Below are 10599 nucleotides of genomic sequence, written 5' to 3' on the forward strand. Positions count from 1 at the left end.
GACTAATCTCACAGTTCGTGACCTTCTTCGAGTCTCTCGCCCGCAAGCTCGACCGCACCGGTGTCGACCCCGTCGTCTGGCACGCCCCGCCGCCACCACCACAGACGGGAGTGCTCGCGCCCAACGGGATGCTCGACGACGCGCATCGCTGGACGCTTCCCACCGGGGAAGGCCCGGAGGACGTTGCAGTCGATCACGACGGCCGGGTGGTCACCGGAGGCAACGACGGCCGGATCTGGCGGTTCGACAGCCGCGGACACGCCACCGAACTCGCGAACACTCACGGGCGGCCCCTCGGGGTCGAGATACTCGACGACGGCCGGTTCCTGATCTGCGATGCCGAGCGCGGTGTGCTGCGTGTCGACGAAAAGGGACGCGTCGACGTGCTCGCCGGCGCCGCGGCCGGGCGCCCGCTCATGGCGTGCAACAACTCGGCGGTCGGCCGGGACGGCATCGTGTACTTCACCGACTCCTCGGCGCACTTCACGATCGCCGACCACCGCTACGACCTTCTCGAGCACCGCGGGACCGGCCGACTGCTGCGTCTGGACCCGCGGACGGGGGAGACCGACCTCCTCGCCGACGGACTGCAGTTCGCCAACGGCGTGGGACTGGCCTCGGACGAATCGTTCGTCCTCGTCGCCGAGACCGGCTCGTATCAGGTCTCCCGCGTCGACCTGACCGGCCCGTCGCAGGGCAGGACGTCGGTATGGGCCGCGAATCTGCCCGGCATACCGGACAATATGACGTCCCAGACACGGGACGGCCTGTTCTGGGTGGCGCTCTACAGTCCGCGGATGCGGTTGCTCGACCTGCTCGCGCCCTACCCCACGCTGCGCATCGTCGCGGCGAACCTGCCAGAGGCGGTGCAACCGAATCCGGAGCACGCCGGCTGGGTGATCGCCCTCGATCACCGCGGCGAGATCGTGCACAGCCTGCGCGGAGGCAAGGGCAGCTATTCCCCCGTCACAGGTGTGCGGGAGCACGACGGGTGGCTGTACCTGGGAAGTCTGACCTCGGACGCCGTCGCGCGCGTACCGGCCCCACCCGGACCTGGGCTCGTGCCGGGCGAGTGACACGGCCGGACGGACGGACGATCGACTGAACACGATCCCGCTTGTGGAAGAGTGGCGAGAGCGGTGCGACGAGCGCCCGAAGACAGGTCCGCACTCGACGCTGGGGAGATTTTGGTGAATTCGGTGGACCGGGACACAGCGCGGTCGGACCGGATCGTGACCGTCCCGAACCTCCTGAGCGTGGTTCGACTCCTCGGCGTGCCGCTGTTCGTATACCTTCTGCTCGTCACCCACTCCGACGGGTGGGCGCTCGCGATCCTCATGATCAGCGGCTTCACCGACTGGCTCGACGGCAAGCTGGCGCGGATCCTCGACCAGTCGTCGAAGCTGGGCGCGCTGCTCGACCCCTTCGTCGATCGCCTCTACGTCGTCACGACGCTGGTGACGTTCGTCCTGCGCGGATTCATCCCGTGGTGGGTGGCGGCCGTCCTGATCGGCCGCGACGTCGTTCTCGCGCTCACGCTGTTGATCTACCGACGGCGCGGTCTGCCACCCCCCGACGTGATGTACCTCGGCAAGGGCGCCACGTTCCTGCTGATGTTCGCGCTGCCGATGACCCTCGCGGCGCACGGTGACTGGAGCATCGCGACCGTGGCGCAGCCGCTCGGCGCTGCGCTCCTGATCTGGGGCACGGTGCTGTACGTGTGGACCGGGCTGCTCTACACCGTGAACGCGCTGACCGTCGCGCGCACCGTTCCCGTGCGACGACCGGGCGGCGAGGAACGCGAGGTCCATTGATGAAACCGACAGATTCCGGCATTCGCAGGAATCCGGTCCCGTCCCTGCTGCGGTCTCTGATGAACGATCATCTGGACCCCGGGTACGAGGGTGCGGCCGAGGATCGCGAGCAGGGACATTCACGACAGACGCGGGTCGGTCAGCAGGTGTGGATCGCGATCGGCGCGCTGCTCGTGGGGCTTGTGCTGTCGGTCGCCTACCGGCAGGCCACCGAACGCATCCCCGGCACCGAGCAGGTGCGGTCCGAACTCCTGAGCAAGGTGCAAGACGCCGAGGATCGGGCGGGCGCCCTCGCCGCCACCCGGGACACGCTGTCGACACAGACCGACGACGCGCGCGCCACCGCGCTGGCCGGCGACGCCCGGGGTGCGGCACTGCTCGACCAGCTTCGCGGACTCGAGGGAGATGCCGGAATCGAGGCTGTGCACGGTCCCGGCCTGACCGTGACGTTGACGGACCCCGCGGCCAAGCCCAACCTGTCCGACTCGTCCCAGCGCAGTGTCGGGGGGAAGGCTGTGGTGCTCGACCGCGACCTCCAGTCGGTGGTCAATTCGCTGTGGGCGAGCGGCGCCGAGGCCATCGCGGTCGGCGACGTGCGGATCGGCCCGTCGGTGACGATCCGCCAGGCGGGTGGCGCGATGCTCGTGGACAATCAGCCGGTGTTCTCGCCGTACGTGGTCTCGGCGATCGGCCCGCAGGGGCCGATGCAGACCGGATTCGTGGTGAGCGACGCCTATCTCAGGATGTCCAGCGTGGCGCAGTTGTACGGCATCGGCTTCGCGGTGGCGGAGTCCGACGATCTCCACTTGCCTGCCGCCCCGGCGCGGGAAGTGCGGGCAGCCCGGGAAGTGGGAACACGATGACAACGGCGGAGTCGAATGGAGGCGTCACACGAATGAAGGCAGCAGTGAAGGGCGGATCCGCGATCTACGGGGTGCTCGCCCTGATCGTGGGCATCGTGCTGGGCGTGGTGTTCAGCCCGCAAGTGCCCGACGCCGTGCAGCCCTACCTGCCCATCGCCGTCGTCGCCGCGCTCGACGCGGTGTTCGGCGGACTGCGCGCGTACCTCGACGAGATCTTCGACTCGAAGGTGTTCGTCGTCTCGTTCGTGTTCAACGTCCTGGTGGCGGCCCTGATCGTGTGGCTCGGTGACCAACTCGGTGTCGGAACCCAGCTGTCCACCGCGATCGTCGTCGTACTGGGTATCCGCATCTTCGGCAACGCGGCCGCGCTCCGGCGACGTCTGTTCGGGGCGTGATCGCGACGTGAGCGGGCACGAGGGCAGACACGAACTGCACGGGAACGAACCGGCGACGTCGCAGCGATCGCACGTCGTCTTCGCGCTGCTCGCCGCGCTTCTGCTCGGTGGGCTGGGAATCGCGATCGTGACGCAGGTGAAGAACACCGGGTCCGGCGACACTCTCGACTCGGCGAGCCCGGCGGATCTGCTGGTCGTCCTGGACACGCTGAACCAACGGGAGGCGGCCCTGCGGCAGGAGATCGCATCGCTGGAACAGACCTTGGCAACGTTGCAACAGAGCGGCAGCTCCGGGGCGGCGCTCGACGAGGCGCAGGCCCGCTTGACGGCGCTGTCGATCCAGGTCGGCAGCGCACCCGCCACCGGCCCCGGGGTGACGATGCGCATCACCGACCCCAACAAGGGGGTCGGCTCCGAGGTTCTGCTCGACCTCGTGCAGGAATTGCGTGCCGCGGGTGCCGAAGCCGTCCAGATCCAGGGGGCGGACGGTCCGCCCGTCCGGATCGGCGTCGACTCCTGGGTATCCGGTTCGGCCGGCGGTGTGTCGGTGGACGGCCGGAAGGTGAACGCCCCCTACGGGGTGGTCGCCATCGGCGATCCGCCGACTCTGGCGGCGGCCCTGAACATTCCCGGCGGGGTGGTCGACACGGTCGCGCGCAGCGGCGGACAGCTGACGATCGAACAATCGCAGCAGGTCACGATCTCCGCCTTGCGAGAGGCGAAACCTCGCCAATACGCTCAGCCCGGAAATTGATCTTCGCATCCGCCCGCGGATTGCCATCGAAAGGAAGCCACTGTGAGTGAGCTCGAAATCCCCGCCGATCGTCGGTACACCGCCGAACACGAGTGGGTCGAGCGGACGGGGCCCACGACGGTACGCGTCGGCATCACCGATTTCGCGCAGTCCCAGCTCGGCGACGTCGTGTTCGTCCAGCTTCCGGCGGTCGACGAGGCCGTGACGGCGGGCGAATCGTTCGGCGAGGTGGAATCCACCAAGAGCGTCTCCGACATCTTCGCCCCGCTGACGGCGAAAGTCGTTGCCGCCAACGCTGATCTGGACGGCAACCCGGAACTCGTGAACTCCGCGCCCTACGGGCAGGGGTGGCTGGTGGACCTCGGCGTCGACGACGAGGCAGCCCTCGACGCGGCACTGGCCGAAATGCTGGACGCCGCCGGCTATGCAGACATCACGGCAGGATAATTTCCCGACAACACGCGAAGCGGTAATCGGATAGTTTCGGAAGATGCCGACAGCCCGGAAAACGGGGTTGCCGGAGAAATCCGCTCTCGGAATACCGGTTCGTAATGTGCTGGCGGCCTGTCTCACTACACGCACCGGCGTGCGCAGGGTACGGTCGATGTTGAACGCATGTGCCGTGTCGGGGCGCAGGTCCGTAGTTTGAATGTGATCGTGGGAGTTTGCACAGAAGTTAATGTGCACGGGAACCGAATTATGTAGTACCGAGTGGCATTGCGTAGTCCAGCGAATCTTGCTGGATGATCGAACTAGGAGGAGAAACGGTGAGCGAGAACGGCAACGACGCGGTCTATGGGGAGACGCCGGCGGAAACCACGTCGGTCTTCCGCGCGGACTTTCTCAATGAGCTCGACAGCTCCTCGGCAACCCAGGCTCCGGAAGCCCCGGTGTCGGGTGTGGAGGGACTGCCCGCGGGCTCTGCTCTGCTCGTCGTCAAGCGTGGACCGAACGCAGGGTCGCGCTTCCTGCTCGACCAGCCGACGACGTCCGCGGGACGACACCCCGACAGCGACATCTTCCTCGACGACGTGACCGTCAGCCGTCGTCATGCGGAGTTCCGCCAGGAGGACGACGAGTTCCAGGTGGTCGACGTCGGCAGCCTCAACGGCACCTACGTCAACCGCGAGCCGGTCGACTCGGCTGTGCTGGCGAACGGTGACGAGGTCCAGATCGGCAAGTTCCGACTGGTCTTCCTGACCGGACCCCGGACCACTGCCGGTGGCTCGCAGATCGGTGAGACGTCAGCTGGTGCGGGTAGCCAATGACCGCGGTGCGGCAGCAGCAGGCGCAATCAGGGATGTCGATCGGCTCCGTGCTGGATCGACTGCGCCCCGATTTTCCTGATGTGACGATCTCGAAGATCCGATTCCTCGAAGCCGAGGGTCTCATCAGCCCCCAGCGCACACCCTCGGGGTATCGGCGATTCTCGATCGCCGACTGTGAACGACTGCGCTACGTTCTCACTGCGCAGCGCGATCAGTATCTGCCGCTGAAGGTCATCAAGGAGCAGCTCGAGGCCATCGACAGAGGTGTGGCCACGGTCGGCGCAGGCGATTCTTCGCCGCGCCGGCCGCGTGCGCTCACCGTGGCCCCGGGCGAGGTGTCCCCGGAGGAGTTCCTCACCGACCGCGAGGTGCGGATCAGTCGCGACGACCTGATCTCCCGGGCGGGAATCGACGAGAAGTTCCTCGGCGAACTGACCCGCGGAGGTCTGGTCGTTCCCGGGCCGGCGGGGTTCTTCGACGAGGACGCGGTGACACTGGCGCGCACCGCGAGGGCGATGTCCGAATTCGGACTCGAGGTGCGGCACCTGAGGGCGTTCAAACTGGCAGCCGACCGCGAAGCCGGGTTGGTCGCGCAGATCGCCGGACCCGTCGCCAAGGGCCGTGACGCCGGCGCGCGTGATCGCGCGGAGGAGATGGTGCGCGAACTGGCCGCCCTGTCTCTGACGTTGCACACCTGCCTGGTGAAGTCGGCAGTCCGGGGTGCGCTCGATCGGTGAGGTGAGCTCGCCGACCGTTTCAACTTCCCAACGACGCTGCGCTCGAACGGCTGTACGGTCGAAGAGCAGACACGAATCGAATAGAATCCTGGTACGGCATTGTGTGCCGCGGACGGACCATTGCAGGGTGGAGGCAGACGCGATGAGCGAAATGCACGTGATCGGAGTTCGTGTCGACCAGCCCCAAAATCAACCTGTTCTGCTGTTGCGTGAAACCGATGGCGAGCGGTACTTGCCCATCTGGATCGGCCAGACCGAGGCCACCGCGATCGCACTCGAACAGCAGGGTGTCGAGCCGGCGCGTCCGTTGACCCACGACCTGATCAAGAACCTGATCGAAGCCTTCGGTCGCACCCTGAAGGAAGTTCGCATCGTGGACCTGCGCGAGGGCACGTTCTACGCCGACCTCGTGTTCGACCAGAACACCCGCGTCTCGGCCCGCCCGTCCGACTCCATCGCCATCGCACTGCGGATCGGGGTGCCGATCTTCGCCGAGGAAGCGGTACTCACGGAGGCCGGTCTGGTCATGCCCGACGAGCGTGAGGACGAGGTCGAGAAGTTCAAAGAATTCCTCGAGTCCGTGTCGCCGGACGATTTCAAGGCCACTGACGGCTAAATTGCACCTGCGGAAGAGCCTCGGGCGCGGAGTAACGGTTGAGGTTCTTGCGGCGCGTTGCGTTGACCCCGTCTCTTCGGAGTCATAGCGTTCGGTGCAGTGATTTTCTGCCCTGCAGATTGTATCGGGCGTACGCTGAGTAGGTTCAGGGTACGGACTTGCTCGATGTCACTGGTGGCGCTTGCGCCGCTCGATGTGCTGCGGCTGTGCCGCGGACACTGGCGACGCGCGTCACAGGCGCACTGATCGTCGGGTTCAGTGCAACATGCGAGAGGGAGTAGTCAGTGGGAGATCGGCCGCAGGAGAATGCGCTGAATCTTGCGCCCGGCGACAACGTTGCCGAGTCCGAATTCAGCTCCGAGGAGATCCAACCGGGCCTCTTCCCGGACGATTCCGTGCCCGACGACCTCGTCGGATACCGCGTCCCCATCGCCTGCCAGATCGCGGGAATCACCTACCGCCAGCTCGATTACTGGGCTCGCACATCCCTCGTCGTGCCGTCCATTCGTGGCGCAGCAGGTTCGGGCAGCCAACGGCTGTACTCGTTCAAAGACATCCTCGTCCTCAAGATCGTCAAGCGTCTGCTCGACACCGGAATATCCTTGCAGAACATCCGCGTGGCCGTCGACCACCTCCGTAAGCGCGGAGTGCGGGACTTGGCCAAGATCACACTTTTCTCGGACGGGACCACGGTCTACGAGTGCACGTCGCCCGAAGAGGTCGTCGATCTGCTCCAGGGCGGGCAGGGCGTCTTCGGCATCGCGGTGAGCGGTGCAATGCGCGAACTGACCGGCACCATCGCCGATTTCCCGGCCGAGCGCGCCGACGGCGGCGCGAGCGAGCAGAGCCCCGAAGACGAACTGGCGTCGCGGCGCAAGAACCGCGCGAGCCGCAAGACGGGCTAGCCCGCATCCATCGGAGCGCGGCGCTGCCTGCGCCGCCATCTGCAGCCGTGACATAGACTGGCGGTGCGTCGACGCCGTGCGGGAGAGTTCCGGGCACTGCAAACACAGAAACATCGTGTGTGCGGGAGTTCGGGCGCCGAAGGAGCAACACCTCCCCGTCAATCTCTCAGGCAGACAGGACCGTGCGGGCTCCGACGTCTCTGGAAAGCGGTGGGAGCACCCACCCGCCCACGGGGAAAGGGCCGTCTTCACACGTGAACGACGGTACCGAATCTCTCAGGCGCTCGACTCGAGCAGGCGACAGAGGGGGAGGGACGTTCCGCTACGCGGGGCGTGTCCTGATCCTCCGAACTGCTTGGGAGTTGTCGTGATCGACGCTGGAAGCCGTACATTCGCCGATCGTCATGTCGGCCCGAACGCTGCGGAACTCGCGCACATCCTCGAGCTGGTCGGAGCCGATTCGCTCGACGACCTCGCGTCGAAGGCCGTCCCCGCCGTCATCCTGGACGGGGTCACGGCCGGCATCGCCGACGGCCTCGACTCACTGCCCGCACCGGTGTCCGAGCACGAAGCCCTCGCCGAACTGTCCGCACTCGCCGCGCAGAACACCGTGGCGACGTCCATGATCGGTCTCGGCTACTACGACACCCTCACCCCGCCGGTCCTGATCCGGAACATCATCGAGAACCCGGCCTGGTACACGGCCTACACCCCGTACCAGCCCGAGATCAGCCAGGGCCGACTCGAAGCCCTCCTCAACTTCCAGACGATGGTCGCCGACCTGACCGGCATGGAGGTCGCCAACTCGTCGATGCTCGACGAGGCCACCGCCGCCGCCGAGGCGATGACACTGCTGCGCCGGGCGAGCAAGACCAAGTCCCCGCGGTTCGTCGTCGACGCCGACCTGTTCCCGCAGACGCTGGCCGTCGTCGAGACCCGGGCCGAGCCGCTCGGAATCGAGATCGTGGTGGCCGACCTGTCCGCCGGCCTGCCGGACGGTGACTTCTTCGGCGTCCTCGCGCAGATGCCCGGCGGGTCCGGCCGCATCGTCGACTACACCGACGTGATCGCCGCCGCCCACGAGCGCGGCGCACTGGTCGCGGTCGGGGCGGATCTGCTGGCGCTCACCCTCCTCACCCCGCCCGGCGAGATCGGGGCCGACGCCTGCTTCGGCACCACCCAGCGGTTCGGTGTCCCCATGGGCTTCGGTGGCCCGCACGCCGGCTACCTCGCCGTGCACACCAAGCACGCACGTCAACTCCCCGGCCGTCTGGTGGGCGTCTCCGTCGACGCCGACGGTGACAAGGCGTACCGGCTGGCGCTGCAGACCCGGGAGCAGCACATTCGCCGCGAGAAGGCGACGTCGAACATCTGCACCGCACAGGTGCTGCTGGCGATTCTGGCGGCCATGTACGCCAGCTACCATGGCGCCGAGGGCCTGAAGGCGATCGCCCTGCGCGTCGCGAACACGGCGCACTCCCTGGCTGCCGCGCTCCGCAAGACCGGGGCGGTCGTCGTCCACGAGCACTTCTTCGACACGATTCTCGTGCGAGTCGACGGCCGGGCAGCGGACGTGGTGGCGAAGGCGAAGGACGCCGGCATCAACCTGCGGCTCGTCGACGCCGATCACGTCGCCATCGCGTGCGACGAAGCCACCACCGACGACGACGTCGCCCACGTGCTCGCGGCGTTCGGCGGCGAAGGCGCCGTGACCGAGGAAGCGGGCACGTCCGTCCCCGACTCGCAGCTCCGCGGATCCGACTACCTGCAGCACGAGGCGTTCACCCGGTACCGCACCGAGACGGCGATGCTGCGCTACCTGCGGGCGTTGTCCGACAAGGACATCGCACTCGACCGCAGCATGATCCCGCTCGGTTCCTGCACGATGAAGCTCAATGCCACCGCCGAGATGGAAGCGATCACCTGGCCCGCGTTCGCCGGACTGCACCCGTTCGCGCCGACCGGGGACACCCCGGGAATCCTCCGCATCATCAAGGACCTCGAGAACTGGCTCGTCGCCGTCACCGGCTACGACGCGGTCAGCCTGCAGCCGAATGCCGGTAGCCAGGGCGAGTACGCAGGGCTGCTCGCGATCCGCAACTACCACCTCAGCCGCGGAGACGACCACCGCGACACCTGCCTCATCCCGTCGAGCGCCCACGGCACCAACGCCGCATCCGCGGTCATGGCCGGGATGCGCGTCGAGGTCGTCGCGTGCCGCCCGAACGGTGACGTGGACCTGGACGACCTGCGGGCGAAGATCGCCGACCATGCCGAGCGCCTCGCGGCGATCATGATCACCTACCCGTCCACACACGGTGTGTACGAGCACGAGATCGCCGACATCTGCGCCGCCGTCCACGACGCCGGCGGACAGGTGTACGTCGACGGCGCCAACCTCAACGCCCTGGTCGGCCTGGCCCGCCCCGGCCGGTTCGGCGGCGACGTGAGCCACCTCAACCTGCACAAGACGTTCTGCATCCCGCACGGCGGCGGTGGCCCCGGTGTCGGTCCGATCGGTGTGCGGTCCCACCTCACGCCGTTCCTGCCCGGACATCCGCTCGCACCCGAACTCGGCACCGCCGGACCGATCTCGGCGGCCCCTTACGGCAGTGCGTCGATCCTGCCGATCACCTGGGCGTACATCCGGATGATGGGTGCCGTCGGGCTGCGTCGCGCAAGCCTGACCGCCATCGCCTCGGCCAATTACATCGCGCGCCGCCTGGACGAGTACTTCCCCGTCCTCTACACCGGCGAGGGCGGAATGGTGGCCCACGAGTGCATCCTCGACCTCCGGCCGATCACCAAGGACACCGGTGTGACCGTGGACGACGTAGCAAAGCGCCTCGCCGACTACGGTTTCCACGCACCGACGATGAGCTTCCCGGTGGCGGGCACCCTGATGGTGGAGCCCACCGAGAGCGAGAACCTCGAAGAGATCGACGCCTTCTGCGAGGCGATGATCGCGATCCGCGCCGAGATCGACCGCGTGGGTGCGGGGGAGTGGCCGGTGGACGACAACCCGTTGCGCGGTGCCCCGCACACGGCCGGTTGCCTGGTAGCGGAATGGAACCACCCCTACACCCGTGAGACGGCGGTGTTCCCCCGCGGCAAGGCACGGCCGAAGGTGTGGCCGGCGGTCCGGCGCATCGACGGCGCGCACGGCGACCGCAACCTCGTGTGCTCCTGCCCGCCGATCTCCGCGTTCGAAGGCGCCTGACACCGACGATGCCCGTCCCGCTCACGC

The 10599-nt window shown here is 67.3% G+C and carries 11 protein-coding genes and 1 riboswitch; all 11 genes read left to right on the forward strand.

All coding sequences use genetic code 11. From position 1 onward, the window contains the following. The first annotated feature begins 17 nt into the window (after positions 1 to 17). The 11 genes from CJ177_RS29515 (at position 18) to gcvP (ending at position 10572) form a co-directional block, all read left to right on the forward strand. Entirely contained in the window at positions 18 to 1076 is a 1059-nt protein-coding gene (locus tag CJ177_RS29515) for an SMP-30/gluconolactonase/LRE family protein (RefSeq protein ID WP_005243134.1), read from the forward strand. Positions 1077 to 1190: 114 nt separating this feature from the next. Further along, complete coding sequence (locus CJ177_RS29520) at positions 1191 to 1814, forward strand: CDP-alcohol phosphatidyltransferase family protein (protein WP_025432827.1); 624 nt, start codon at positions 1191 to 1193, stop codon at positions 1812 to 1814. Beyond that, on the forward strand, positions 1814 to 2677 hold the full coding sequence (locus tag CJ177_RS29525; RefSeq protein WP_005243130.1) for a DUF881 domain-containing protein: 864 nt from the start codon (positions 1814 to 1816) through the stop codon (positions 2675 to 2677). The genes CJ177_RS29520 and CJ177_RS29525 overlap by 1 nt, the downstream gene beginning before the upstream one ends. Before the next feature lie 32 nt (positions 2678 to 2709). Continuing rightward, the gene (locus CJ177_RS29530; RefSeq protein WP_037179674.1) at positions 2710 to 3072 is read left to right on the forward strand and encodes a small basic family protein; all 363 of its coding nucleotides are present in this window, start codon (positions 2710 to 2712) and stop codon (positions 3070 to 3072) included. 7 nt (positions 3073 to 3079) lie between these two features. Continuing rightward, positions 3080 to 3826, forward strand: coding sequence for a DUF881 domain-containing protein (locus tag CJ177_RS29535; protein WP_005243126.1), 747 nt, complete (start codon positions 3080 to 3082; stop codon positions 3824 to 3826). 42 nt (positions 3827 to 3868) lie between these two features. Continuing rightward, positions 3869 to 4273 carry a glycine cleavage system protein GcvH gene (gcvH, locus tag CJ177_RS29540; protein WP_005243124.1) on the forward strand — a complete coding sequence of 135 codons (405 nt, stop codon included), beginning with the start codon at positions 3869 to 3871 and terminating at the stop codon, positions 4271 to 4273. Positions 4274 to 4569: 296 nt separating this feature from the next. Then, on the forward strand, positions 4570 to 5094 hold the full coding sequence (locus tag CJ177_RS29545) for an FHA domain-containing protein (RefSeq protein WP_206032940.1): 525 nt from the start codon (positions 4570 to 4572) through the stop codon (positions 5092 to 5094). Continuing rightward, positions 5091 to 5831, forward strand: coding sequence for a MerR family transcriptional regulator (locus CJ177_RS29550; protein ID WP_005243120.1), 741 nt, complete (start codon positions 5091 to 5093; stop codon positions 5829 to 5831). Before CJ177_RS29545 ends, CJ177_RS29550 begins: the two co-directional genes overlap by 4 nt. Positions 5832 to 5973: 142 nt before the next feature. Further along, entirely contained in the window at positions 5974 to 6447 is a 474-nt protein-coding gene (locus CJ177_RS29555) for a bifunctional nuclease family protein (protein WP_005243119.1), read from the forward strand. Between the two features lie 284 nt (positions 6448 to 6731). Then, positions 6732 to 7352 (forward strand): MerR family transcriptional regulator, encoded by a 621-nt coding sequence (locus tag CJ177_RS29560; RefSeq protein WP_005243116.1) that lies wholly within the window; start codon positions 6732 to 6734, stop codon positions 7350 to 7352. A gap of 69 nt (positions 7353 to 7421) precedes the next feature. After that, a riboswitch (glycine riboswitch) is annotated at positions 7422 to 7545 on the forward strand. A gap of 174 nt (positions 7546 to 7719) precedes the next feature. Further along, a complete protein-coding gene (gene gcvP, locus CJ177_RS29565; protein WP_095869258.1) occupies positions 7720 to 10572 on the forward strand; it encodes an aminomethyl-transferring glycine dehydrogenase in 2853 nt (950 codons plus the stop codon). Positions 10573 to 10599: the final 27 nt, after the last annotated feature.

This window comes from Rhodococcus sp. ACPA1, assembly GCF_002300195.1.
Classification (GTDB): Bacteria; Actinomycetota; Actinomycetes; order Mycobacteriales; family Mycobacteriaceae; genus Rhodococcus_F; species Rhodococcus_F opacus.